Annotated in this window: 17 protein-coding genes and 4 pseudogenes; 11 read left to right on the top strand and 10 right to left on the bottom strand. The window is 69.8% G+C overall.

From position 1 onward, the window contains the following. Positions 1 to 84: 84 nt before the first annotated feature. The 3 genes from chvE (at position 85) to mmsB (ending at position 4,006) form a co-directional block, all read left to right on the top strand. Positions 85 to 1,185: a multiple monosaccharide ABC transporter substrate-binding protein gene (gene chvE, locus ASC99_RS24015; RefSeq protein ID WP_057235506.1), complete on the top strand. Its 1,101-nt coding sequence runs from the start codon at positions 85 to 87 to the stop codon at positions 1,183 to 1,185. A 63-nt stretch (positions 1,186 to 1,248) separates the two neighbouring features. After that, complete coding sequence (mmsA, locus tag ASC99_RS24010; protein WP_057235503.1) at positions 1,249 to 2,790, top strand: multiple monosaccharide ABC transporter ATP-binding protein; 1,542 nt, start codon at positions 1,249 to 1,251, stop codon at positions 2,788 to 2,790. Positions 2,791 to 2,794: 4 nt separating this feature from the next. Further along, positions 2,795 to 4,006: a multiple monosaccharide ABC transporter permease gene (mmsB, locus tag ASC99_RS24005; protein WP_057235499.1), complete on the top strand. Its 1,212-nt coding sequence runs from the start codon at positions 2,795 to 2,797 to the stop codon at positions 4,004 to 4,006. Between the two features lie 73 nt (positions 4,007 to 4,079). Here the strand turns inward: mmsB and ASC99_RS24000 are convergent, their stop codons facing one another. After that, positions 4,080 to 5,732, bottom strand: a complete 1,653-nt coding sequence (locus tag ASC99_RS24000) for a hypothetical protein (protein ID WP_157531710.1) — start codon at positions 5,730 to 5,732, stop codon at positions 4,080 to 4,082. 289 nt (positions 5,733 to 6,021) lie between these two features. Between ASC99_RS24000 and ASC99_RS23995 the strand changes: the two genes are divergently transcribed. Next, positions 6,022 to 6,738, top strand: coding sequence for a flavodoxin family protein (locus ASC99_RS23995; protein WP_057235597.1), 717 nt, complete (start codon positions 6,022 to 6,024; stop codon positions 6,736 to 6,738). A gap of 1,013 nt (positions 6,739 to 7,751) precedes the next feature. Here the strand turns inward: ASC99_RS23995 and ASC99_RS23990 are convergent. After that, positions 7,752 to 10,187: a SpoIIE family protein phosphatase gene (locus tag ASC99_RS23990; protein ID WP_057235492.1), complete on the bottom strand. Its 2,436-nt coding sequence runs from the start codon at positions 10,185 to 10,187 to the stop codon at positions 7,752 to 7,754. 507 nt (positions 10,188 to 10,694) lie between these two features. On the opposite strand from ASC99_RS23990, the pseudogene ASC99_RS23985 reads away from it, so the two are divergent. Next, positions 10,695 to 11,135 (top strand): annotated as a pseudogene (locus ASC99_RS23985) (flavodoxin family protein); the annotation flags it as partial. 580 nt (positions 11,136 to 11,715) lie between these two features. Here ASC99_RS23985 and ASC99_RS23975 read toward each other — a convergent pair. After that, the gene (locus ASC99_RS23975) at positions 11,716 to 12,909 is read right to left on the bottom strand and encodes an MFS transporter (protein WP_057235594.1); all 1,194 of its coding nucleotides are present in this window, start codon (positions 12,907 to 12,909) and stop codon (positions 11,716 to 11,718) included. Positions 12,910 to 12,982: 73 nt separating this feature from the next. On the opposite strand from ASC99_RS23975, the gene ASC99_RS23970 reads away from it, so the two are divergent. The 3 genes from ASC99_RS23970 (at position 12,983) to ASC99_RS23960 (ending at position 16,032) form a co-directional block, all read left to right on the top strand. After that, positions 12,983 to 13,744: a DeoR/GlpR family DNA-binding transcription regulator gene (locus ASC99_RS23970; RefSeq protein ID WP_057235487.1), complete on the top strand. Its 762-nt coding sequence runs from the start codon at positions 12,983 to 12,985 to the stop codon at positions 13,742 to 13,744. Between the two features lie 4 nt (positions 13,745 to 13,748). Continuing rightward, positions 13,749 to 14,399 (top strand): HAD family hydrolase, encoded by a 651-nt coding sequence (locus tag ASC99_RS23965; protein ID WP_063857164.1) that lies wholly within the window; start codon positions 13,749 to 13,751, stop codon positions 14,397 to 14,399. A gap of 976 nt (positions 14,400 to 15,375) precedes the next feature. Next, positions 15,376 to 16,032 (top strand): dihydrofolate reductase family protein, encoded by a 657-nt coding sequence (locus ASC99_RS23960; RefSeq protein ID WP_057235484.1) that lies wholly within the window; start codon positions 15,376 to 15,378, stop codon positions 16,030 to 16,032. 99 nt (positions 16,033 to 16,131) lie between these two features. On the opposite strand, the pseudogene ASC99_RS41010 reads toward ASC99_RS23960, so the two are convergent. The 4 genes and pseudogenes from ASC99_RS41010 to ASC99_RS40995 form a co-directional block, all read right to left on the bottom strand. Beyond that, a pseudogene (locus ASC99_RS41010) lies at positions 16,132 to 16,688 on the bottom strand (hypothetical protein); the annotation flags it as partial. A gap of 132 nt (positions 16,689 to 16,820) precedes the next feature. Further along, positions 16,821 to 17,057, bottom strand: a pseudogene (locus tag ASC99_RS23955) (carbohydrate-binding protein); the annotation flags it as partial. Positions 17,058 to 17,138: 81 nt separating this feature from the next. Further along, positions 17,139 to 18,926 carry a SpoIIE family protein phosphatase gene (locus tag ASC99_RS42190; RefSeq protein ID WP_369825151.1) on the bottom strand — a complete coding sequence of 596 codons (1,788 nt, stop codon included), beginning with the start codon at positions 18,924 to 18,926 and terminating at the stop codon, positions 17,139 to 17,141. Between the two features lie 81 nt (positions 18,927 to 19,007). Continuing rightward, positions 19,008 to 20,141 carry a PP2C family protein-serine/threonine phosphatase gene (locus tag ASC99_RS40995; RefSeq protein WP_235583108.1) on the bottom strand — a complete coding sequence of 378 codons (1,134 nt, stop codon included), beginning with the start codon at positions 20,139 to 20,141 and terminating at the stop codon, positions 19,008 to 19,010. A gap of 1,326 nt (positions 20,142 to 21,467) precedes the next feature. On the opposite strand from ASC99_RS40995, the pseudogene ASC99_RS23940 reads away from it, so the two are divergent. Further along, positions 21,468 to 21,908, top strand: a pseudogene (locus tag ASC99_RS23940) (flavodoxin family protein); the annotation flags it as partial. Between the two features lie 7 nt (positions 21,909 to 21,915). Here the strand turns inward: ASC99_RS23940 and ASC99_RS23935 are convergent. The 3 genes from ASC99_RS23935 to ASC99_RS23925 all read right to left on the bottom strand — a co-directional run bounded on the left by ASC99_RS23935 (position 21,916) and on the right by ASC99_RS23925 (position 24,379). After that, positions 21,916 to 22,749 (bottom strand): PIG-L family deacetylase, encoded by an 834-nt coding sequence (locus tag ASC99_RS23935; protein WP_057235477.1) that lies wholly within the window; start codon positions 22,747 to 22,749, stop codon positions 21,916 to 21,918. Positions 22,750 to 22,837: 88 nt separating this feature from the next. Beyond that, positions 22,838 to 23,575 (bottom strand): Mut7-C RNAse domain-containing protein, encoded by a 738-nt coding sequence (locus tag ASC99_RS23930; RefSeq protein WP_057235473.1) that lies wholly within the window; start codon positions 23,573 to 23,575, stop codon positions 22,838 to 22,840. A gap of 153 nt (positions 23,576 to 23,728) precedes the next feature. Continuing rightward, a complete protein-coding gene (locus tag ASC99_RS23925; RefSeq protein ID WP_057235469.1) occupies positions 23,729 to 24,379 on the bottom strand; it encodes a DUF4386 domain-containing protein in 651 nt (216 codons plus the stop codon). A gap of 100 nt (positions 24,380 to 24,479) precedes the next feature. On the opposite strand from ASC99_RS23925, the gene ASC99_RS23920 reads away from it, so the two are divergent. Continuing rightward, positions 24,480 to 25,166 (top strand): TetR/AcrR family transcriptional regulator C-terminal domain-containing protein, encoded by a 687-nt coding sequence (locus tag ASC99_RS23920; protein ID WP_057235467.1) that lies wholly within the window; start codon positions 24,480 to 24,482, stop codon positions 25,164 to 25,166. Between the two features lie 111 nt (positions 25,167 to 25,277). Beyond that, positions 25,278 to 25,625: a hypothetical protein gene (locus tag ASC99_RS23915; protein WP_157531709.1), complete on the top strand. Its 348-nt coding sequence runs from the start codon at positions 25,278 to 25,280 to the stop codon at positions 25,623 to 25,625. The last annotated feature ends 28 nt before the right edge of the window (positions 25,626 to 25,653 follow it).

Genomic DNA, 25,653 nt, shown 5'->3' with positions numbered 1-25,653 from the left:
GAGCCCTTGACGAGGTTTCTGTGAGCGTTAACACTCAGAGTCCGCCGCCCCACCCGAGCGGCGCGGCTCATCCCTGGAGGAACAGTGCGGAAGCTCTCGATCGGACTCGCTGCGGCGGGCCTCTCGCTCACCCTGGCGGCCTGCGGCCAGAGCGCCAACGGCCTCGGCGACGATGCGGCCAAGGGCCCCGCGGACGCCAAGGGCGCGCTGATCGGAATCGCGATGCCGACCAAGTCGTCGGAGCGCTGGATCAACGACGGCAACAACATCGCCAAGGAGTTCCAGGCGAAGGGCTACAAGACCGACCTGCAGTACGGCGACAACGTCGTCGAGAACCAGGTCTCGCAGCTCGAGAACATGATCACCAAGGGCGCCAAGCTGCTGGTGATCGGCGCCATCGACGGCTCCTCGCTCACCAACGTCCTGCAGAAGGCCGCCGACGCCAAGATCCCGGTGATCTCCTACGACCGCCTGATCCGCGGCACCAAGAACGTCGACTACTACGCCACCTTCGACAACTTCAAGGTCGGCGTGCTCCAGGGCAGCTACATCGTCGACAAGCTCGGCCTCAAGGACGGCAAGGGCCCGTTCAACCTCGAGCTGTTCGCCGGCTCCCCGGACGACAACAACGCCAACTTCTTCTTCAACGGCGCGATGAGCGTGCTCAAGCCGTACATCGACGACAAGAAGCTGGTCGTGCAGAGCGGCCAGAGCGCCTTCAACCAGGTCGCCACCCTCCGCTGGGACGGCGGGCTCGCGCAGTCGCGGATGGACAACCTGCTGAGCAAGTCCTACACCTCGGCCTCGGTGGACGCGGTGCTCTCGCCGTACGACGGCATCTCGATCGGCATCATCTCCTCGCTCAAGGGCGTCGGCTACGGCTCGGGCAAGAAGCTGCCGATCGTCACCGGGCAGGACGGCGAGCTCGCCTCGGTCAAGTCCATCATCGCCGGCGAGCAGACCCAGACCGTCTACAAGGACACCCGCGAGCTCGCCAAGGTGGCCGTCCAGATGGGCGACGCGCTGCTGACCGGTGGCAAGCCCGAGGTGAACGACACCAGCCAGTACGAGAACGGCGCCAAGACGGTGCCCGCCTACCTGCTGCAGCCGGTCAGCGTCGACAAGGAGAACTACCAGAAGGTGCTGATCGACGGCGGCCAGTACACCGCCGACCAGGTCAAGTAGCCGACCCCACCCCCCGTGGCCCGCTCCGATCGGAGCGGGCCCCCGGCGAACGGAAGCACCATCATGGCCGGACCCATCCTGGAGATGCGTTCGATCACCAAGACCTTCCCCGGCGTCAAGGCGCTCTCGGACGTCAACCTGAGCGTGGCGCCGGCCGAGGTGCACGCGATCTGCGGCGAGAACGGCGCGGGCAAGTCCACCCTGATGAAGGTGCTCAGCGGGGTCTACCCGCACGGCTCCTACCAGGGCGAGATCGAGTTCCAGGGCGAGCCCTGCGAGTTCAAGGACATCCGGGCCAGCGAGCGGCGCGGCATCGTGATCATCCATCAGGAACTCGCCCTGGTGCCCTACCTCTCCATCGCGGAGAACATCTTCCTCGGCAACGAGCACGCGGGCCGCGGCTTCATCGACTGGAACCGCACCCTGACCCACGCCCAGCAGTTGCTCAAGCGGGTCGGCCTGGACGAGAGCCCGCACACCCGGGTCGCCGACATCGGCGTGGGCAAGCAGCAACTGGTCGAGATCGCCAAGGCCCTGGCCAAGGAGGTCAAGCTGCTGATCCTGGACGAGCCGACCGCCGCGCTGAACGACGAGGACAGCCGCAAGCTGCTCGACCTGATCCTGGAGCTCAAGGCCCAGGGCATCGCCTGCATCGTCATCTCGCACAAGCTGAACGAGATCGCCCGGGTCGCCGACTCGGTCACCATCCTCCGGGACGGACAGACCATCGAGACCATCCCGGTCGAGGGCATCACCGAGGACCGGATCATCCGGGGCATGGTCGGCCGCGACCTCGAGCACCGCTACCCCGAGCGCACTCCCGAGATCGGCGAGATCGCGCTGGCGATCGAGGACTGGACGGTGCAGCACCCGCTCGACCACCAGCGCAAGGTGGTCGACGGCGCCTCGGTCAACGTCCGGCACGGCGAGATCGTCGGCATCGCGGGACTGATGGGCGCCGGGCGTACCGAACTGGCGATGAGCGTCTTCGGCCGCTCCTACGGCCGCTACACCGGCGGCCGGGTGCTGCTGGACGGCAAGGAGATCCGCACCCGTACGGTGCCGGAGGCGATCGGCCACGGCATCGCGTACGTGACCGAGGACCGCAAGCAGCTCGGGCTCAACCTGATGGACGACATCAGCCGCAACATCTCGCTGAGCGCGCTCGGCAAGGTGGCCCGGCGCGGCTGGGTCAACCGGCACGAGGAGACCAAGGTCGCCGAGTCGTTCCGGAAGTCCATGAACATCAAGGCCCCCTCGGTGTTCGCGGAGACCGGCAAGCTCAGCGGTGGCAACCAGCAGAAGGTCGTCCTCAGCAAGTGGATCTTCACCGGACCCGAGGTGCTGATCCTGGACGAGCCGACCCGGGGCATCGACATCGGTGCCAAGGCCGAGATCTACACGGTGATCGCCGATCTCGCCGCCCAGGGCAAGGCGGTGCTGGTGATCTCCTCGGAGCTGCCCGAACTGCTCGGTCTCTGCGACCGGATCTACACCATGGCCGAGGGCCGGATCACCGGTGAGGTGGACCGCTCCGAGGCGACCCAGGAATCCCTGATGCGGCTGATGACCCAGGCCGCGGACCAACGACACGAGCAGGTGTAAGGCAATGGCCCAGACGACCGAGTCCCCCCAGGCGCCGGTGCTACCGAAGACCGAACGCGCTTCAACCGGAGCGCTGTTGGTCCGAGCCCTGCGGGGCAACGTCCGGCAGTACGGCATGCTGGTGGCGCTGGCCCTGATCGTGCTGCTGTTCCAGTTCTGGACCGACGGCATCCTGCTCCAGCCGCTCAACATCACCAACCTGATCCAGCAGAACGGCTACATCCTCATCCTGGCGATCGGCATGATGATCGTCATCATCGCCGGGCACATCGACCTCTCGGTCGGATCGCTGGCCGCCTTCGTCGGGGCCGCTTCGGCGGTGATGATGGTCAAGCACGACATGCCCTGGCCCGTAGCGCTGGTGGCGGCCCTGCTGATCGGCGGACTCGCCGGTGCCTGGCAGGGCTTCTGGATCGCCTACATCGGTATCCCGTCGTTCATCGTCACACTGGCGGGCATGCTGCTGTTCCGCGGCGGCACCCAGATCCTGCTCCAGGGCCAGTCGATCGCCCCGTTCCCGACCGGCTTCCAGAAGATCGGCAGCGGCTTCCTCCCCCAGGTCGGGCCGAGCACCAACTACCACAACCTGACCCTGCTGATCGGCGCGGCCGTGCTCGCCATCGCCGTCCTCCAGGAGGTCCGGGGGCGCCGCCAAGCCGCCTCGTACGGGCTGGAGTTGCTGCCCGTCGGGCTCTTCGCGGCCAAGCTCGCCGCGATCACGGCGGCCGTCGCCGTCTTCACCCTGCTGCTGGCCAGCTACCACGGTGTGCCGATCGTGCTGCTGATCCTGGGCGGCCTGCTGGTCGGCTTCGGCTACCTGATGCGCAACTCGATCCTCGGCCGGCACACCTACGCGATCGGCGGCAACGAGGCGGCGGCGAAGCTTTCCGGCGTCAAGAGCAAGCGCGTCGTCTTCCTCGCCTTCGTCAACATGGGCGTGCTCGCCGCGCTGGCCGGCCTGGTCTTCGCCGCCCGCCTGAACGCCGGCACCCCGGAGCTGGAGGCGATCGCCGCCGCGTTCATCGGCGGTGCCTCCGCCACCGGCGGTGTCGGCACCGTGCTCGGTGCCATCATCGGCGGCCTGGTGCTCGGCGTCCTCAACAACGGCATGTCGCTGGTCGGCATCGGCACCGACTACCAACAGGTCATCAAGGGACTGGTCCTGCTCGCCGCCGTCGGCTTCGACGTCTACAACAAGCGCAAGGTCGGCTCCTGACCCGACGCCGGGCAGCCTCCGGAACCCGCAGTGACCTCGCCCGCACGGGCGAGGTCACTGCTGTGACCAGCCCTCAGTTCAGCGTGATCACCGTGCGGGTGCCGGTCGCGAGGGCCTCCAGGTAGCTGCCGAACGCGGCCCGGTCCACGTTGCCCTTCTCCGTGAGGGTGGCGCCGCTCATGGTCAGCGCGGTCACCTCGAAGGTGGTCCACCTGGCCTGCGGGAACGCGGCCTCCACCGCCGGGGTCCGCTCGGCGAACTTGAACCTGCCGCTGTCCTCGATCAGCTGGACGACCTGCTGCTGCACCCACCCGCGGGCGGCCCGCTGGTTCGCCGTGTCGAGATCGTCCCAGTAGTCCTCGAACAAGTCCTCGGTCTCATCGCTCGACTCGGATGCGGCGTCTGCGGCGGCCTTCCCGGCCCCGGGCACGTCCGACCCCGCCGACTGCGCGGCCTTCCACAGACGCTCCCGGTACGTCGCCAGCCAGGCCTCCAGCGGGTCGGCAGGATCGCCGGGCCGCCCCGGCACCTTCCAGTCCGCCAGGCCCTCGTTGGTCACGGTGCTCAGCATCCGCTGGGCGTCCTGATTGCCGTCGAGCCGCGCCCAGAGCGCCAGTCTGGCCGCCGGAGACGCCGAGGCGCCGAACTCCATACAGGCGTTGATGGCGTCCCGGTAGGCATCGACCGTCTGGGCCTCGTCCTCGCCGTACTCGGACAGGCCGGTCCTCAGGGCCGCAGCCTCGAACCAGCCGGCCGGCTGGTCGGCGGAGTCGGCCAGCCGCTGGTATCGCGCCACCACCGGGACGACCCCGGCCGCCCAGGGCCCGATCAGCTGGTTGCCCGCAGCCTGCTGCTGCTCCTCCGGGGTGAGGTCCGCCCAGGCGGCGCAGCGCTGCTGCGTGGTGGCGGCGAAGAAGGAGTCGACGAACAGGTCCAGCGCGGTCACGGGGTCCTTCCGGAGCTCCGCCACGATCGTCCCGCGGGACTTCTCCGGCACTCCGTACAGGTAGTTGAGGAAGCTCCCGGCCGTCAGCTTCCTGCGCTGTTCCCGGGCGTCGTGGAGCATCAGCAGCTCGTCCAGCGACTTGGAGGAGGCCAGGATGAACGCGGCCTCGCGGGCACCGGGGACGCTGGTCGCGAGCCGGTGGAACTCGGGGATCTCCTGGTCGGGGTCGGCCGTGATCCGGTCGTACCAGTCCTTGGCCTTCTTGAGGTACTCCTCCAGGTGGGCGTTCGCACCCGTGTACGCCTGGGTCGACGGGAAGACCGTCGTCATCGAGGCCAGCCCGGAGCGCCGCTCACTGCCCAGGCAGAAGGCCAGCCGGATGTCGTTGTCCGCATCGGTGATCCGGCCCAGCAGGCCGTCGCACCGGTGCTGCCCGGCCCCGCAGCCTGCCAGGTCGGTGCAGAGCTGGGTCTCCGTCATGAACCGCTCGTCGTAACCGACATAGATGATCTTGTTCTTCACCGAGTCGACCGTCCGCATCCGCTGGAACTCGGGGTGCGTGAGCGGGCCGACCCGGTAGTTGTGGATCGGCGAGATCCGACCGTCCGTCGAGTCGTACGTCGTCACCGACTCGTAGCCGCCCGGCTGGGCCAGCACCGCCATGCCGATCGTGATGGCGAGCACGGTGTCGACGCCCGCGTAGATCCCCACCTTCCCGCCGGCGGGAACGAAGGTGTCCGGCTCGCTGTAGTTTCCGTGGCCCATGATGAAAGTCGTCAACTGCTGCTCCCGGCTGGTGGTCCACCGGCCCGTCGGAACGGGCCCCCCGCACAGCAATGTAGGGGAAATGCCAGCCGCTGTAAGGGTTTTGTGCGCACCGGCCCGAGCCTGGCGCCCGATCCGACCCGCCCACGACACCCGGTCCTGGCCGGCTCGCTCAGGCTGATGGCCCAGTCCGCTGTGCGGTGCGGTCGGCACCCTGGTGGGGTGGGAGGCGGAGCCAGCGAGACCAGCGCAGCGTCGGGCCACGGTGCCCGTCGGCCTGCCGTACCCCAGGGAGACCCTGCCGATGTCGGAGCCAGTCGCGTCCTACCGTGACCTGCGTGCCTTGGTGATCAACTGCACGCTCAAGCGGTCCCCCGAGCGGAGCCACACCCAGGGGCTGATCGACGTCAGCACCGGCATCCTGGAGCGCCAGGGCGTCCAGGTCGACGTCATCAGGGCGGTGGACCTCGACATCGCGACCGGCGTCTGGCCGGACATGACCGAGCACGGCTGGGGGACCGACCACTGGCCGGTCCTCTACTCCCAGGTGATGGCCGCCGACATCCTCACGCTGGCCGGGCCGGTCTGGCTGGGCGACAACTCCTCCGTCATGAAGAAGGTCATCGAGCGGCTGTACGCGTGTTCGTCGATCCTCAACGAGCACGGCCAGTACGCGTACTACGGGCGGGTCGGTGGTTGTCTGATCACCGGCAACGAGGACGGCGCCAAGCACTGCGCGATGAACGTGCTCTACAGCCTCCAGCACCTGGGCTACGTGATCCCGCCGCAGGCCGACGCCGGATGGGTGGGTGCGGCGGGCCCCGGGCCGTCCTACCTGGACCCCGGCTCGGGCGGGCCGGAGAACGACTTCACCAACCGCAACACCACCTTCATGACGTGGAACCTGCTCCACCTCGCCCGGATGCTCAAGGACGCCGGCGGCATCCCCGCGCACGGCAACCAGCGCTCCGAGTGGGACGCGGGCTGCCGCTTCGACTTCGACAACCCCGAGCACCGCTGAGACTCAACCCGAGTGCGTGTCGGCCGTTCCCGGCAGGCCTTCGACGCCTGTTGAGCGAGCCGAATTCGGTGCTCTCTGTTATCACGCGGCGAGACAGTAGCCGGGCTCTCCGGCCATACCAAACGAGACCCTGGCGCCAGGCGGTCCTGAAAGTTACGCAACCCAGCCGACATCCCGGCACGCCTCGATCGTGGATACTTCCTCGTAGACCTCCGGTATGGCCACGGCCTCTAACACCAGGCTCGCCGCGCTGGGCCTGGGGGAGGTAGGCATGTGGCCAGGCGACGGGTCAGGTCCTGCGCCAGCGTAAGTAGGATCGGCGCAGGTACGTCCAAGTGCCCGGGTCGGGCAGCTGGGGCGGGATCATCGCCGCCGAGACGACTTCCCGGCCACCTACGTCGCCGTCGCCGGCCTGGTCTCCGACCGAGCCTCGAGCACCTGACCAAGCGCCGGCACTCGGGAAGTCACATCGTCACCGGACGCCCCCATAAGGTCATCACCGCCATTGGTCGAGCTGGCGGCGTGTGGCGGTGGTGGCCGGGTGACCGGCGTGTCCGGGTGCTCGTGCCCCAGGACCCGGACACGATCGGCGATTGTGCCGCGTCATGAGGACAGCCGGATGATCGTTTCCGAGGAGCCGCTCCTGGTCCGCGAGCAGGAGATGCAGCTCGGTGGTCGCGGCGGCCACGTCACCCCCTTTGGCTTGCCAGTTTGCGGCGTTGGCCCGGACGGTTAGAACAATTGGGTGGTCGGGGCTGAGAATGCGTAGCTGATCCGCCTCCACCTCCCGGCGGCCGGCGGTTTCCGGTTCCGGTTCCCGTCGCAGGACTCCGAGCACTGACCGAAGCGGCCAGCTCCAACAACCTCGCCTCGTGCCAGGGCGACGCCGGCGACCCGGCAGGCGCGGCCACGAGCCTTGCGGCACTCCTCACGGCCATGGACGCTTTCCGGTGAGGCTCACGCACCCGGCCCACCCGGCCTCGGAAGACGAGCGGTCCGGGTGGCGAGCGGACTCAGGGCAAGCCGATGGTCTGCGCGCACCAGATCGTCTTGCCGTTGGTGGAGTGCCGGGTGCCCCAGCCCTGGGTGAGCTGGGCGACGAGCATCAGGCCCCGGCCGCCCTCGTCGAAGATGCGCGCCCGCCGCAGGTGCGGACTGGTGTCGCTGGCGTCGGACACCTCGCAGATCAGCGAGGTGTCGCGGATCAGCCGCAGCCTGATCGGCGGTTGGCCGTACTTGATGGCGTTGGTGACCAGCTCGCTGACGACCAGTTCGGTGACGAACGCCTCCTCCTCCAGGCCCCAAGCGCCCAACCGGTCGGCAGCGAACTGCCTCGCGTGCGCCACCTGCGTGAAGTCGGGCTCGACATCCAGGACCGCAACGTGGTCGGGAGAGAGCGCGTGGGTGCGAGCGAGCAGCAGGGCGGCGTCGTCGGTGCGGTGGTCGGGGAGCATGGCCTTCATCGCCGCATCGCAGAGGGCTTCCAACGAGCCGGCCGGCTCACTCAGGACCCGGAACAACTCGGCAGCGCCCTGGTCCACGTCACGCTCGCGACTCTCCACCAGTCCGTCGGTGTAGAGGGCGAGCAGGCTGCCCGCCGGCAGTTCGAACTCGGTGGCTTCGAACGGCAGCCCACCGATGCCGAGCGGGGGTCCCGGCCGGGCGGGCACCGGGATCAGGGTGCCGTCCGGAGAGACGACCAGCGGAAACGGATGGCCGGCGCTCGCCAGCGAGCAGCGGCGGGAGACCGGGTCGTAGACGGCGTACAGGCAGGTGGCCCCGGACTCACTGGTCGACTCGAAACGGCCTTCGGGCTGCAGGCCGCTGGGCAGGTGCATGACCAGGTCGTCCAGGTGGGTCAGCAGTTCCTCCGGCGGCAGGTCCACGTCGGCCAGCGTGCGGACCGCCGTGCGCAGCCGGCCCATGCTGGCCGAGGCGTGCAGGCCGTGCCCGACGACATCGCCGACGACCAGGGCGACCCGGGCACCGGAGAGCGGAATGACGTCGAACCAGTCACCGCCCACTCCCGCGCTGGCTCCGGCGGGCAGATAGCCGCTGGCCACCTCGATCGCCGCCTGACGCGGCAGCCGCTGCGGCAGCAGGCTGCGCTGCAGGGTTAGCGCGGTCGTGTGCTCGCGGGTGTACCGGCGGGCGTTGTCGATGGCCACCGCCGCCTTGGCGGTCAGCTCCTCGGCGAGGATCAGGTCGTCGGCGGTGAAGCTCTCGGGCCGGTCGCTGCGGGCGAAGGCGACGACGCCGAGCAGGGCGCCGCGCGCCAGCAGCGGTACGGTGATCCGGCCGGTCTGCCCTTTTGCGGCGATGGTCCCGTCGATCACCGGGTTGCCCGGCGGCCAGTGGGCCGGGTCGGCGGCGAGCCCGGGGCCGAAGCCCCATTCGCCGCCCGGGCCGGATTCGGCGGCGAGCTGCACCGTCGACCTGCCGGCGGCCATGCATCGGACCGCGACGGAATTCGGAGAGTAGTTGACCGGCGGCGGGAGCTCGGGACGCTCGTCTGTGTCCTCCTTCACGCCGTACCGGCCGGCCCGCCTGAGCGCGACGGTTCCGTCGACGGTGAACGCCGCGGACAAGGGCGGTTCGTCCCCGCTCAGCACCTCCTCGAAGAGGTCGACGGTGACGCGGTCGGCGAATCCCGGTACTGAGGCCCTGGCCAGTTCCTCGGCGGTGCTGATCACGTCGAGGGTCCGTCCGATGCCGCTGCTGGCCTCGCCCAGGACAAGCAGCCGCTGCCGGGCCCAGTACTCGGCGCTCATGTCGAAGCCCCAGTTGGCGACCGCGCGGATCGTGCCCTCGGCATCCCGGACGGGCCACATGCTGGTGGCCCAGGCGTTGGCGTAGTTGCTGCCGAGCGGGCGGAAGACCGTGATGAGACGTGCGGGTTCGCCCGTCCGGGCGACCTCGGAGAGTTTGTTGGTGTACGCCATGTCGTCGAGTTCGGGGAACAGCTCGCGGTACTTCTCACCGAGGACCTGCTCCTCGGAGTGCGCCATCACCGCGCACGCGGCGGCATTGACCCACAGGAACCGCAGGTCGGGGTCGTACACACCCAGGGCGAAGGGGCACTGCTCAAAGGCCCGGTCGGCGATCACCGGACGGCGGTCCCAGCGCTGGACGGTCACCACACGGCTCAGGGGCCGGCCGTCACTGCCGTGCAGAGGGTGCGACGTCACCACGGCGTCCACCGTGGAACCGTTGCGGTGACGCAGGGCGAGCACGCGCGCGGGTCCGGTCTCGCCGTTCCCTGGGAACCCGGGCGGTGGATCGGCCACCAGGTCGGCGACGGGGCGCCCGACGGTCTCCTGCGCCGTCCAACCCAGCAGCAGCCGCCCGCCCTCGCTCCAGCCACTCACCACGCCGTCCGGGTCCACCATGACCGCGGCGGTGGGGGCGTCCTGCTTGTCGGTCGTCTCCACGCGACGCCTCCGTGCCATGGCAGCCGTGCCCGCCGGAACGGGATTCCGGCGCCGTCTCCACCCTAGGACGGGTCCGGGCCGCGCGCAGCAGCGGCCGCAACGGGGCGCCACCGGCACAGCGGCCGGTGGCGCCCCGGCCCTGCTAGTAGGGCTTGGTCAGGTTCGTATCGGTGTGGGTATGTCGCGGTGGCATGTGGGGGAGGTGCCGGCCCAGGTGGCGAGGTCGACACTCTCGCCCAGCGTAGCCAGCCCGACGTTCGCACCCTTGACCATCTCCTGCACTGATGTCCCCCCAGCGGAAGCAGGCTGCGCGCCGGAGTTCGTGCAGCCGTCCTACCTTGTCCTTTGCCACTGGTGCATGCCGGCATGGCAGCTGGGAGCTTAGCCCTCAGGTGGGCCCTTCGGGGAGGAAAAGGGCAGACTGTGTGCGCCCGATCGGAACACGCCGCTCTGACCGCTGCAACTGAGGGTGGATGAGACGGCGTTGTGGTTTCTCCTGGTCAGGTAGGGTGCCAGAGTGTTCCGCCGATCTGGCTCGGTGACAACTCGTCCGTCATGAAGAAGGTCGTCGAGCGGCTGTACGCCTGCTCGTCGGTCCTCAACTCCCAGGGCCAGTACGCCTACTACGGCCGGGTCGGCGGCTGCCTGATCACCGGCAACGAGGACGGCGCCAAGCACTGCGCGATGAACGTGATCTACAGCCTCCAGCACCTCGGCTACGTGATCCCGCCGCAGGCGGACGCTGGCTGGGTCGGCCCCGCCGGCCCCGGCCCCTCCTACCTGGACGAGGGCTCGGGCGGTCCGGAGAACGACTTCACCAACCGCAACACCACCTTCATGACCTGGAACCTTCTCCACCTGGCGAGGATGCTCAAGGACGCCGACGGTATCCCCGCTCACGGCAACCAGCGCTCCGAGTGGGACGCCGGCTGTCGTTTCGACTTCGAGAACCCCGAACACCGCTGAGCGGACAAGCGGGGGGATACGGATTGCGCGTCAGTTGAACGCTCGTCAAGCGATGGAACCTCATCGCCCGATCGGACGAGGAGATCAGGCAGGCACGCGAGGACTGGACGACCAGTACCCGGTCCTTCCCGGGAGCGCCGCGACCATCGCGAAGGTGAACCGTGTGGTGTTCGTGTCGTCGCTCTTCGGATTCCCGGCCGAGGAGGCGGTGCCGCCGGGCTTCGCCACCTTCCCCCCGGCGCTCGGCAGTCGGCTGTCCAGCAGGGCGCTGCCTGCTGATCGCGAGGCCGCCTGCACAGGGCGCGCCACTCCGGGCAGCGCGGACCTGCTCTGGTCGCTGGTCCGGGAGCGGGCTGGCGAAGTCCGTCACGTGAAGCGCCTTCCGGCTGTTGTCGGTGGGTGGGCTGCCACGTGTGGTGCGGCAAGACCTCCCGTCCTCTCCACCTGCTCGCGGTCGCCGGTCTCGGTGCCGCGGCACCTGATGGCCAGGAGATGTTGGCCAGGATGATCCGGCCTGAGCATGTCCGTCTCCCCGGGGTCGCATTCCTGGAGGGCCGCTGTCAGGCCGGCCTCCCGCGGATCAGTGATTCGGCCGCTGTCGCGCCAGCGGAAGCTCATATGACTGGTGATCAGGTCGCACCAGCCTGGCTGTCACGGCAGTGACGACGCAGCACACGGCGGGCAGGAAGAACGTGACGTTCAGCGGCATGAGGTGAGTGAGCCAGCCGATCACGGCGGGACCGGCGAGCATGCCGAGGTAGCCGAGACTGGCGACCCGCGCCACGTTCGCACCCGCGGCCTCGGAGTCGGCGTGGCCGGCGGCACTGAGCAGTTGGGGGATGCAACCGGACAGTCCGGCCCCGAACAGGGCCCAGCCGACGATGGCCAGGGGGACCCTGTGGGCGATGGCGGCCACCGTTATGCCGAGGGTCGCGACGGCTGCCCCGTACCGCAGCACGGTCACCGCGCCGAATCGCGCGGCGGTTCGGTCGGTCAGGACTCGGCCGGCTGTCATCGCGAACGAGAAGGCGCCGTATGCGAGGGCGGCGGTGGCGGCCGGTGCGTCGAGGACGTTCCGCAGGTGCAACGCGCTCCAGTCGTTGGCTACCCCCTCGCAAAGCATGATCATCAGAGCGAGCGCAGCCAGGGCCCAGATGCGCGGCGGGGCCGCACGTGAGGCCTTCGCGGCCGCATCGCTGGCCGGAGCCGTGCTGGTGTCTCGGGGCAGGAGCGCGGGGGCCGCCGCGACGGCGATCGCGATGCCGAGCAGGGACGAGGTGCCGAGCGCGGCGGCGGGGGTCCAGTTCCAGCTCGCCGCACGGGCGCCGGCGAGCGCTGCCAGGACGCCGCCGACGGAGAAGGCCGCGTGGAACGCGGCCAGGATCGGCCGCCCGTAGGCGCGTTCGACCTGGACGGCGTGGGTGTTCATGCTGACGTCCAGACAGCCGTTGCCGACGCCGAGTACGAAGAGCGCTGCCGCGAGTTCCCACGCGTTCGTCGCGAGGCCCGGGAGCGCGAGGGCGGCGCTGCATAACGCGGCGCTACCCGGCACGACGATGCGAGCGCCCAGGCGGTCAGTGAGGGGGCCGACCAGGCGCATACCCGCGAAAGCTCCTCCCGCGAGCAGGAGCAGGAGCCCTCCCAGGACGGCGTGGCTGATGCCGACGCGGTGCTCGACGGCAGGGATCTGAACGATCCACATGCCCATGAGGGCGCCGTTGAGGGTGAAGTGGGCGAAGGTGGCCAGTCGTGCGGCACGCAAGGCTCGATCCATGCCAACGAACATAGCAAACACAGTAGATGTTTGAATACTTGCTTTTCAAACATCAAAACTGTTCAATGAGTTCATGGCGAACACGGACCGACTGAGGCAGATCACAGACGCGGTACGCGAGGCGGGCAGCCTCGGGGTCGCGGAGCTGGCAGCGCTGACCGGGGCGTCGGAGATGACCATCCGGCGCGACCTGGAGACGCTCGCCGGGCAGGGTGCTCTGGAGCGCTACCGGGGCGGGGCCAGGAATCTGCTCCTGCGCGGCGAGGAGCTGCCCTTCGCCCTCCGGGCCCAGGAGGGTCTGGAGGTGAAGCAGCGGATCGCCGCGGAGGTCGTCGGGCTGATCGCGGACGGGGAGTCGGTGGTGGTCGACAGCGGCACCACCTGTCTTGAGGTGGCCCGCGTCCTGCGGGAGCGGCGTGTGACCGTGATGCCGCTGTCACTGCAGGCGGTGAACAGCCTCGCCGAGTCCCCAGGACAGCTGACCCTGCTGATCCCCGGCGGCCGGCCCCGACCGGGTGAAGGGGCCCTGACCGGTCCGCTGACCCGGGCTTCCCTGGCGGCTCTCCGCTTCGACACCGCGGTCATCGGCTGCTGCGGCCTGAACGCGGAACACGGCCTGACCGCCTACGACTTGGAGGACGCCGACATCAAACGCGCTGCCATCGCCTCGGCGCGCCGGGTCATCGCCGTCACCGAGGCCGGCAAACTCCACCGCACCGCCCTCGCCTTCGTCGCACCCGTCACCTCCCTGCATGCGCTGGTCACCGACACATCCGCTCCCGACGACGAGGTCGCGGCCATCACGGCCGCCGGCGTAACGGTCCGAAAAGTATGACCCCATGACCGACACCGTCCTCTTCGATCTCTTCGGTGTCATCGCCCACGACCAGGCTTCCGACGGCCGGAACCGTCTGGCCTCCCTGGCCGGCGTGAGCGACGTAGGTGAACGGGCCTTCTGGGACGCGTACTGGCAACTTCGCCCGCCCTACGATCAGGGTCTGACCACCGGCCCCGGCTACTGGCAGCAGGTCGCCCGCTCGCTGGGCACCGGCTTCGACGACCGGCAGATCGCCGACCTCGTCGCGTCCGATATCGCAAGCTGGAGCTCCGTCGACGGCGCCATGGTCGACCTCCTCGGCGAGCTCGCCTCGTCCGGGCTCCGCCTCGCCCTGCTGTCCAACATTCCCGAGGAACTCGCCGTCCACTACGACAGTCGCCACGCCTGGCTCGACCACTTCGAGCTGCGTGCCTACGCCTGTCGTATCGGCCACGCCAAGCCCGCTGCCGGCCGCTTTCGCATGGTGCCTGGACGCGCTCGACACCCGTGCCGAACAGGTCCTCTTCGTCGACGACCGCAGCGACAACATCCAGGCCGCGTGCTCTTTCGGTCTGCACCCACCTGTTCACCACGCCCGCGCAGCTACGAGAACAGCTCGTTGACCGAAACTCAGGGCAGACGCCAACTACGGCCCGCAAGCTGGCCGACGTGATCCTGATGTCCGGAAGCGAGGGCCTGGTGGTGACACCCGACGGCCGCTGGGTCGTCGTCGCCACACCCAAACTCTCTCTCACCGGCAACAGCGCCGAACCTCCCGCTTGAGTGTGTTCGACACCGTGACGGACACGCTCGTGCGGACCGTCCGACTCCCCGGACCTGCTGTCCCGTCACATCACCGCTGACGGCACGCTGCTGGCGGGCGAGGTCGGCTTCATCCCGCCGCGGTTGAGGGAGACCTGCCCAAGCTCACACCCGGACGGCTCCACCTGTTCGCGGCCGGGACATTCGAGCCCCGCGGCAGCGTCGAGGTGGGACTGACGCCGCTGACGATCAGCTCCTCGCCTGACAGCGCCTTCGCGTACGTCTCCAACGCGGCCCGGCGTCACGGTCACCGTGGTCACCTCAAGAGCGCGGCAGTGGCCGGCGACATCGCCATCGGCGACGCCTGGCGAGAGCGGCCCCCATGGCATCGCCTGCATCTCCGGCCGCGTCGCCGTCGACAGTTGAAAGATCCGCCCGTGACGGGTTCCACGGCAGGAGAGCTGTAGGCGGGCGACAGCTGGGTCGCCCGGCTGAGCCGGCGATTCGTCAAGTACACCGGGTGAGACACCTTCACTCGTCTGGAGAACCGATGCGCCGGCTGAAGTTGGCTTCCTTCGGCGGGCACTCGTCAACGGCCCGCGTCCGTGCCGGCGATGCCGAAGACCGATGCACACAGCGTGAACAGTGACACGAGGCTCTGGCTGCCGACCGTCTCACGTCGGCGTCGAAGGATCCGGCACCGGCCGACGCAGCGCTGATGCTGATCGGCCGCAGCTCGAACGCCGGAAGCGGCCTCGGGCCGCGGGGTCACCATGTGGCCCGACATGACCACTTGTGGGTGATGGTGCGTGACGGCATCGGTGCGAAGGGCTTTGATGGGCGGGTCTGTCGGTTCACATGGGTGCGAGGTAGTAGGAGGGTGCGTCATGTCGGGTGTGAGAGTGCACAACTTCTCGGTATCCCTGGACGGCTTCGCGACCGGTGAAGGGCAGAGTCTCGACGCGCCGTTCGGGCATGCGGGCGGGCGATTGCACGAGTGGTTCTTCCAGACGCGGAGTTTCCATGAGATGCGCGGGGAGAGCGGGGGCGGCGCCGGGGTCGATGACGCGATGGCGAACACCTGGGCTACGGGCATCGGCGCGGAGATCATGGGGCGGAACAAGTTCGGGCCCCAGCGCGGCCCGTGGGAGAACCATGAGTGGACCGGGTGGTGGGGGCCCAATCCGCCGTTCCACACGCCGGTGTTCGTCCTGACCCACCACCGTCGCCCTTCGGTCGAGATGGAAGGGGGTACCACCTTCCACTTCATCGACGCCACGCCCGAGGAGGCGCTTCGCCAGGCGCGTAGGGCCGCGGGCGGCCTGGACGTGCGGATCGGCGGCGGGCCGAGCACCGTCCGGGAGTTCCTGGCCGCGGACCTCATCGACCATCTGCACGTCGTCGTCGTCCCCATGGTCCTGGGCCGGGGCGTGCGGCTGTGGGACGGCCTCGAAGGTGTTGAGAAGCGTTTCGGGATCGAGTCCGTGACCACCCCCAGCGGCGTCACGCACATCACCATGCGCCGGACGGAGTCAGACGGCTGACCGGACGGGTCGGGGAGAGCTCCGGAGGCTGGGCCGGGGCTCGCAGGTCCTGCCGTCCAGTCCGCGGCCTCGAGTTGGGACGGGTCGTCCGATACCGGCTGCCGCCACGCCGACCGACTGCGGTCGGCGGATTGCGCGATGATCGAGACAGGCGACCACACCGTGGTGGAATCGCTCTACGGCGGCGTCGACACTGCGGATGAAGCTGGACTCGGCCTTGCCGCGGGTGCTTCCCACGCTCTTGGAGAGGGACAGCCGGAAGCCAGTAATCTTGGAAGCATCCTTCGGCAGCAGGTCGCCCGGCTCGGGCGGAGCCTCTCCAAGGTTCCCCGCGGGCCGAGGCCGGTGCCGTCCGTCAGGGTCTCGATATGCAGGTCCGCCGGTGCCTCGGCGAGTTGCCGGACCAGGCGCTTGACCCAGCTCAGCGGATATACCTGCTCTGGAGCCAGGATCTCAATGGAGGTCCGCAGCTTTCCGACGCGGAGGTCGGCAACGATCGCGATGTTTCCGAGGGTGTCATCAACCCTGATCTCAGCGCTCAGGCGGCCGCTCTCGCGCAGATGGTCGGCGAGTGCAGCGCGCCGCGCCTGCGGATCCTCGCCGCGGCGCGCCCGTTGAACGGGCAGGACCTTCACACCCAGTTCGCCTCCGAGCTGTCCACCCTCGGCGGGCCGAGTGAACTGGACGAGCACGAGGCCGGGGACGTCCGGTCCCTGGCCTGCTGGACGGGGACCGGACTCGGCGCTGCCACGGGTCGGACGCGGCACGACGTCGGTTCGGGCGTGGTGCTACCCGAAGGTGAACCAGTTGAGGTTGGCGAAGTCGGCGGGCTGGCCGCTGTCGAAGGTGAGGTAGACGTCGTGGGTGCCGGTGGTCCGGCCGATGTCGGCCGGGACCGTGCGCCAGCTCTGCCAGCCGCCGGTGGAGGCGATGGCGAAGCTGCCGACCGGCGGGGCCGTGGGGCTGCCGAGCCGGACCTGCACCAGGCCGCTCACCCCGGCGGCCGCGCCGGATGCGAAGCGGGCGGACTCGCGACTTGACGTTCCCTTAAGCCTTGCTTGATGTGCGGAGAGGGCTCTCAGTGCGGCCGCACGGAGCCCGATCGTTCAGCGGAGCGGCGCCGTGGGGAGTTGCTGCTCCGCCCAGATGATCTTGCAGGCTGGACTGTACCGGCTGCCCCAGCGCTCGGCGATCTGGGCGACGAGGAACAGTCCGCGCCCGCCTTCGTCCGTGGTCGCGGCATAGCGCAGGTGTGGGGCACTGCTGCTGGTATCCGAGACTTCGCAGATCAGCGTGCGGTCCCACAGCAGGCGGGCGGTGATCGGCGCGCCGCCGTACCGGATCGCGTTGGTGACCAGCTCGCTGAGGATCAGCTCGGTGCTGAACGCCATCTCCTCCAGGCCCCACTCGGCCAGCTGCACCGTGGCCCGGGCCCGGATGTCGGCCACCGCGGCAGGGTCCGAGGGCACGTCCCACTGGGCGACGCGGTCGTCCGCCAATGCGCGGGTGCGCGCCACGAGAAGGGCGACATCGTCCCTTGAGCTCGTGGGCAGCAGTGTGTCGAGCACGGCGTCGCAGGTCTCCTCGGGCGTCCGGTTGGCACCGGCCAGGGTGTCGCGGAGGATCTCGAGTCCATGGTCGATGTCCCGGCTGCGGTCCACGACGAGGCCGTTGGTGTACAGCACCAGCCGACTGCCCTCGGGCACCTTCAGCTGTGCCGTCTCGAAGGGCAGTCCGCCCACGCCGAGCGGCGGGCCGGCCGGCAGGTCGACGTACTCCGCCGTGCCGTCGGGCGCGATGAGCGCGGGTGGAAGATGACCGGCCCGGGCCAGCTCGCAGTATCCCGACACCGGGTCGTAGATCGCGTACAGGCAGGTGGCCCCGGTGATCCCGGGATCACTGTGCGCGATGGCCTCGTCCTTGTCGATCCGGCTGACGAGCTCGTCGAGGTGGGCCAGGAGGTCGTCGGGCGGCAGGTCCAGCATCGAGAAGTTGTGCACCGCCGTTCTGAGGCGGCCCATGGTGGCGGCGGCGTGTACGCCGTGTCCGACGATGTCTCCCACGACCAGCGCGACGCGGCTGCCGGACAGCGGGATGACATCGAACCAGTCTCCGCCGACGCCCTGCTGTGCGGGCAGGTAGCGGTAGGCGACGTCGAGCGCGTTCTGCTCGGGCAGTCCATGTGGCAGCAGGCTCTGTTGGAGGGTCACGGCCGTGCTGTGGTCGCCGGTGACGGCCGCGACGAGCTGCTCGTGCGTGGCGAACCTCGTGTCGAAGGAGCCGCCGTTGCGGCCGAGACGCAGCACCGCCACCCGGTCGGCGACCGCCCGTACGTTCTCCAGGTCGTGGCTGACCATCAGCACACCGAGCCGCTGGGCACGCAGCTGCTCGACCAGCTCCAGGACCAGGGCGGTCTGTCCGATGCCGAGGGCGGCGGTGGGCTCGTCCAGGATCACGATCCGGGGCTGGCCGATCAGTGAGCGCGCGATCGCGACGGTCTGCCGCTGGCCGCCGGAGAGCGAGCCGACCGGGACGCGCAGACTGGGTATCCGGATGGATAGGGCGCTCAGCAGCTCGCGGCAGCGGCGTTCCATCTCGACCTCGTTGAGGATGCCGAACCTGCGCAGTTCGCGGCCGAGGAAGACATTGCCAACCGTGTCCAGGTTGTCGCACAACGACAGATCCTGGTAGACGGTGGCGATGCCGAGGTTCTGGGCGTCCATCGGCTGGCGGAGGTTAACCCGGTTTCCCTCCCATTCGATGACGCCGCTGTCCGGCGGGCACACTCCGGCAATGATCTTGACCAGGGTGGACTTGCCGGCACCATTGTCCCCGACCAGCGCGACGACCTCCCCCTCAGCGACGTCGAGGCCGACGTCGCTGAGGGCCTGCACGGAACCGAACCGCTTGGAGATGCCGCGCAGGGCCAGCAGGGGAGTGCGTGCCACGGAAACCGTCTCCTTCCCCGTCGCGCTTCACCGGGCGACGGACCGGACCAGCAGCAGCGCGATGTCATCGGTCCGGTGCTCTGCTTGTCTGGCCCGGCCGACGAGCGCGTCGGCCAGCTGGTCGAGCGGGTCGCCGCCGTGGCGGGCGAGCGTGGCGGTGAGGTCGGCCAGGGCCTGATCGAGGTCGGCACCGGGTGTGTCGACGAGGCCGTCGGTGTAGAGGACCAGGGTGGTGCCGATCGGAAGGTCGATGCGCATCTGCGGGTACTCGGCGTCGGGGTCGACGTTCAGCACTACTCCGCTGGGCGGCTCCAGCGGCCGCGCCCGCCCGTCCGGGCCGTACAGCAAAGGCACGGGGTGGCCGGCATCGGCCAGCCAGGCCACGCGGTGGCTGAGATCGACGCGAAGGTAGGCGCAGCTGGCCAGCAGGGCGGTGTCCAGGTCGGCCAGGAGGCGGTTGGTGCGCGCGAGCACGGTGCTGGGATCGGCGTCGGCCGCTGCGAAGGCGCGCACAGCGGTGCGGATCTGGCCCATCAGCGCGGCGGCGTTGACATTGTGGCCCTCGACGTCGCCGATGACGACGGCCACAGTGTCGGGCCCGACGCGGATGATGTCGTAGAAGTCGCCTCCGACGTCCATGCCCTCGGTGCCCGGCAGGTAGCGCGCGCTGGTCTGCAGGCCCGGGACGGCGGGCAGCGCGTGGGGCAGCAGGCTGTCCTGGAGTCCGCGAGCGAGGCCGAGCTTGGTGTCGTACAGCCGGGCCCGGTCCAGTGCCTGGGCGATCAGACCGCCGAGTGAGGTGAGGATGGTGCGCTCCTCCGTGCTGAAGCGGTGCTGCTCGGCGAACGCAAGCACGCAGGTACCGATCAGCCTGCGCGAGGTCACCAGCGGCAGATAGGCCCACGCGGCCATCCCGTCCCGGGTCTCGGGGCGGTCGGGGTAGAGCCCTTCCAGCTCCGCGCGGCTCTCGAAGAAGGCCGGCACCGGGCTGGTCGACGCCCGCACACCGGGCGTGGCCTCCGTCAGCGGGGTGCCGTCGAACCGGTCGACCAGGCCGGGGGGATAGCCGTGGTGGCCCACGATGCGCAGTCGGCCGCTCTCGGCCAGCAGCACCGCGACAGCCTGGCCGCCGAAGGCCGGCACGATCTGCTCGGAGACCATGCTCACCACGTCCTGCACGCTGACCGCCTCGGTCAGCGCGCTGGCGAGGTGAAGGATGTGGTAGAGCGCTCCGGGTCGGGTGTGCACCGCAGGCTCGGCGGGCGCTTCGGCGGGCGGGCCGTGGCCGAAGGCATCGGCCGCGGTGATCCGAGCGGTGAGTCCGGTGGTGTCCGGGAAGAGCTGGAAGGACAGCCACCGGTCCGGCGGTCGCAGTGCGACGAACGAGGTGGACTGCCCGCTGATGACCGCCGCCCGGTAGTGGTACTCGTACACCGGATCGCGCAGCCACGGCAGTGCCGTCCACGGACGCGCGCCCAGCAGCCGCTCGACCGGCTCCCCNGGTAGTGGTACTCGTACACCGGATCGCGCAGCCACGGCAGTGCCGTCCACGGACGCGCGCCCAGCAGCCGCTCGACCGGCTCGCCGAGTAGCTCGGCGGCGGCCGGGGTGACCGCTGCCAGCCGGCCGTCCAGGTCGATGTCGCAGAAGCCGTCCGGCAGCCGGGCGGTCATCGCGGTGATCGGATCGACGGAACGTTCCTGCGTCACGACAGGGCGCGGGCCGGGGCGGATCGGGCAGCCTGAGCCGTCTGCCTCGGCCAGCACCCCGGCCAGCTCGGAGGTGAGCGCGTCGAGCCCGTCGCGCTCACCGGGCGACAGGTCCGGCGGATGCGACGCGGGCCAGATCAGGAAGACGGCCCCGTACATGGTCCGCCGCGCGACGAGCGGCACGGCCCCGAGGCAGAACGGGTACGGCATGGCGACCGCGACCCTCGGATAGCGGCGTGCCATCTCCTGTGCACCGCCCACCCACACGACGTGGCCGCTGCGCACGGCATCGGCCACCGGGATCGGTGCGGAAACGCCGACGTGCTGCCACGGCCTGGTGAACTGCCGGGCGGCACCGATCGTGACCGCGAGTTCGAGCAGCTGACGGTCCTCCGACAGCAGGTAGAGGCCGCCGATGTGCGCGTCGAGCCGATTCTGCGCCGACCGGAGCTTCTGTGCCAGGACCTCAAGGCCGTGCTTCGCCGTCGCCTCGGCGGGCTCGCGTCCGGGCCGCGGCAATGGATTCAGTGACATGTCCACGGCGGCAACTCCATTCGAGCCGACGAGTGGACCGGTGGCCTCCCTCCCATCTTGGCCTCGCCGACACCGGATGTCCCGCCGCCGCTTCGCGGCCGGGCCCCGAGGCCGTCCCGCCGGCGATCCACCTTCGACCGGTGAGGCATCCGAATCCGGACGGGCCGGAGCCCGCGAGGCCAAACGCCATCCGGGACTTGGTTCTCACATTCCTGCTGGTCAGGCGTGGTGCCAGGGTATTCCGCCCACCTTGCTGGGCGACAACTCCTCCGTCATGAAGAAGGTCGTCGAGCGACTGTACGCCTGCTCGTCGGTCCTCAACTCCCAGGGCCAGTACGCCTATTACGGCCGGGTCGGCGGCTGCCTGATCACCGGCAACGAGGACGGCGCCAAGCACTGCGCGATGAACGTCCTGTACAGCCTCCAGCACCTCGGGTACACCGTCCCGCCGCAGGCCGACGCCGGCTGGGTCGGCCCGGCCGGGCCCGGTCCCTCCTACCTCGACCCCGGCTCCGGCGGCCCGGAGAACGACTTCACCAACCGCAACACCACCTTCATGACCTGGAACCAGCTCCACCTCGCCCGCATGCTCAAGGACGCCGGAGGCATCCCGGCCCACGGCAACCAGCGCTCCGAATGGGACGCCGGCTGCCGCTTCGACTTCGAGAACCCCGAGCACCGCTGAGTGGGGGTCAGCGCAGCCCGGCGAAGAGGTCGCTCTCGGGGACGGCCGCGTCGGTCGTGTCCTGGACCCGCACGAAGGTCTCCACGCCCATCAGCTCGGTGAACCTCTCCTTGCCCATCTTCAGGAAGAAGATGTTCTCGCCCTGGCTGGCATGCGCGGCCAGTGCGTCGAACTTCTGCCCGCCGAACTCGGTGGTGTCCACCCAGGTGGTGATCTCCTCGTCGGGGAGTCCGATCTCGGCCATCGCGGCGGCCTCGGCCGGATCCGGCTCCTCCCAGTCCGCGCCGAACTCGCGCATGACCTCACCGAACCGCTGCATCATCGAGCGCGGCGCCGTCGTCCAGTACACCTTCGGCGTCATCCCCGTCATCGCCAGCGCCGCCATCGTGATGCGGTTCGCCTGGATGTGGTCGGGGTGGCCGTAGAACCCGTTCTCGTCGTACGTCACGACCACGTCGGGCTGGTAGCGCCGCAACAGTTCGGCGAGGCGGGCGGCGCCCTCCTCCACGGGCGTCTGCCAGAAGGAACCTGGCGCGTCGTTGGCCGGCCAGCCCATCATCCCGGAGTCGGCGTAGTCCAGCAGCTCCAGGTGACTGACCTTCAGCACCTCGCAGCTCGCCTCGAGTTCCTGACGGCGCATCGCGGCGACAGCCGCCGGATCGTGCCCGGGCTCGCCCGGCTTGACACCCCCCGGTCCGTCACCGCAACCGCCGTCGGTACACGTGACGAGCACCGTGCGGATGCCCTCCGCCGCATACCGCGCCAGGACACCCCCTGTCCCGGTGGCCTCGTCGTCGGGGTGGGCGTGAACTGCCATCAGCGTCAAGGGCCGGTCAACCATGAAAAACCATCCTCCGGTCTGAAAAGTACTCGGCCCCAGTCTGCGGTAGGCGGGCAGGCTGCCGCCCGCAATATCTCAGGCGTCCCGCTCAGGCCGGCCGGCCCGGCCCGCCGAACTCGTCCACCGCCGCCGCCACGATCGCGTCCAACTGCGAGTGGTGCGCACCGCGCCAGTACACCTGCGCGCAGTCGGCGCACTGCGCGAACACGTCGTACGCCCGCTCGGTGCCGTCCTGCAGCTGCTTCCTGACCTCCGCCTTTTCGGCAGTCCGGAGCGTCCCGTTGCAGGCCGTGCACCTGGTCCAGGGCGCGAGCGGCGGAGCGAACCGGGAGAGCACGTCCCGCAGCTGCTCGACGGGTCGGTGGCTGTACACGTAGCCGCCCGCCCACAGCTCCCGGCGGTGCAGCAGCCCCCGGTCGCGGGAGAGCATCACCCGCTGCTCGGCGGCCGAACGCGCCGCCAGGGCCGGGTCCCCGATGTCCACGCTCTCGTACGCCGCGTCGACGCCCAGCAGCCGGAGCCGACGCGCCAGCGTCCCGAGGTGGACATCGAGCAGGAAGCGGGCCGGGCCGGGTAGTTGCTGGGGCCTGGCCACGGCCAGCACCGAGAACCGCTCACCGTCCACCGGGACGTGGGCGGCGGCCACCGGCCCCCCGGCTGCCCGCAGCGAGCCGACCTCGGTGAGCGGCACGCCGAGCGACTCCACCACGTGGCCGAGCGTCGCCGTGCCGTCGGTCCGCACCGCCGACCAGCCGGCCCGCCGGGGCGCGCCGACGAAGACGTGCAGCTCGGCAGCGAACTCGATCCAGATCTCCGGCTTCTCCACACCGACAGCATGCCAGCCGCCGCTGTGTCGGCTGCCGTCAGGTGCCCGAGGTCGCGGCGAACGCGGCCGCGAGCAGCCGGGCGTCCGCCTCGAGTTGGACCCGGGTGACAGATGCGCCGGGGGCCCGAGCTGTGGTCAACGGGTGACGGTGCATCAGTTCTCGCTGAAGCCACGGGCGATCAGCCGAACGGCGAGCGTCACCTCCCAGGCGAACACCGGCAAGGCCGCGAGCGACCCCAGCGGGGAGACCTGCCCGTAGAGCCCGAACAGCACCGCGACGGCCGAGGCGCAGATCAGCGGACCGCCGACCAGCCCCAGAACGGCGATGAACCGGGGCACCAGCCGCGAGCGGTACATCAGGACCGCCAGCACCAGCGTGTTCGCCCCCAGTACGAAGTTCGGCCCGAGCAGGAACGTCCAGTCGTGGACGGCCACCAGCGCGCGGGCCACCGTGGCCACGTCGCCACCCGGCGCCTCCTGACGCAGCGTCACCACCGACAGGACCGCGACGATGCCGACCGCGATCACGGCGGCCTCCAGCAGCCGTCCGCAGACGTAGCCGAGCGCGGCGCCCTCGTTCTGCCGCTTGACGACCGGATACAGCACCACCCCGGTCCCGATCACCGCCAGCACCAGGACGATCTCGCACAGCGCCCCCGCGAACACCCGGGCATCCGCCCCGGCGCCGGCCACGTAGCCGGCCTTCAGCGCCGGACCGTACAGCAGCAGGCCGCCGATCGCGGCGACCTCGGTGATCAGGAACAGCACACCCGCGACCAACGCGGTCCTTCTGGTTGAGCTCATCAGTACCCTCCCCACGGACAGGTGTACGGCGTACACCTTCCGCAGAGATTAGGCGTACGCCGTACACTCGGGTCCGCCGGCCACCACGAGGGAGTTGACGATGACTCGGCTGCCGGAGCCGACCCGCCGGGCGCCGCTGAGCCGCGACCGGGTACTGCGCGCCGCCGTCGCGCTCGCGGACGAGACCGGGATCGACGCCCTCAGCATGCGCAAGCTCGCGCAGGAGCTGGGCGTGGTGCCGATGGCGCTCTACAAGCACGTCGCCAACAAGGACCAACTCCTGGACGGCATGGTCGATTTCGTGCTCGGCGAGATCGGCCCGCCGGTCCCGGGCCCGGACTGGCAGAGCACCGTCCGGGCGCGCATCCTCGCCGCCCGCAGCGCGCTGCTCGGCCACGCCTGGGCGGCCAGGGTGATCCAGTCCCGCACCGCCCCGACCCCGGCGCTGCTCGGGTACACCGACTCGGTGATCGGCCTCTTCCGTACCGGCGGATTCTCGGTCGACCTCACCCACCACGCGATGCACGCGCTCGGCAGCCGGCTGCTCGGCTTCACCCAGGAACTCTTCGACGACTCCCCCGGCCCCGGCCCGGCCGACCCGGCCGTACTGCAGGCGCTGGCGGCGAACTACCCGCACATCGCCGAGCTGGCCATGGCCGGGGCCCACGACGAGACTTCCGTCGTGGGCCCCGGATGTGACGACCAGTTCGAGTTCGAGTTCGCCCTGGACCTGCTCCTCGACGGCTTCGAACGCCTCCGCCGCCGAGGCTGGTCCTCCGGCGGCTAGCAGGCTATGACGGCGCATCTCACCGGACCGAGCCGGATGCGACGGTGACGGTGGCCAACGCAACCGCCCGTCACCGATTGGCGTCCGAGGCTGTGACAGAGGGGGTTGAAGTTGCGCATGTGGGTCAAGCTCGGTTGCCTGGGGCCGATAGCGGCGGGGCTCGGGGCGGTGGGGACGGTCATCGAGATCGGGCAGCGATGGCAGGGGTGTGAGAGCCACCTGGAGCCCGGCTCACAAGCCGCACTGTCGGCCGCACTGCCCGTGGCGTTCGTCCTGGAGCTCGCAGCGGTGTACCTCGGCGGTTGGACAGGCGGCTGGATCGCCAGGAAAGCCGACTTCGAGCCCGAGGCCAGGACGTTCACCGAGCTGCTGTCGACGGCCTTCGCGGTGCTCACGGTGGCGGTGGTCCTGATCACGCTGGCCGGCTCGGGCGACACCTCCTGCCCGACGCCGCCCTGACGACGCGCCGGCCGGTGTGGGCCGCAAG

It is taken from the genome of Kitasatospora sp. Root107 (assembly GCF_001424875.1).
GTDB lineage: Bacteria > Actinomycetota > Actinomycetes > Streptomycetales > Streptomycetaceae > Kitasatospora.
This window is presented reverse-complemented; position numbering and strand designations above follow the sequence as displayed.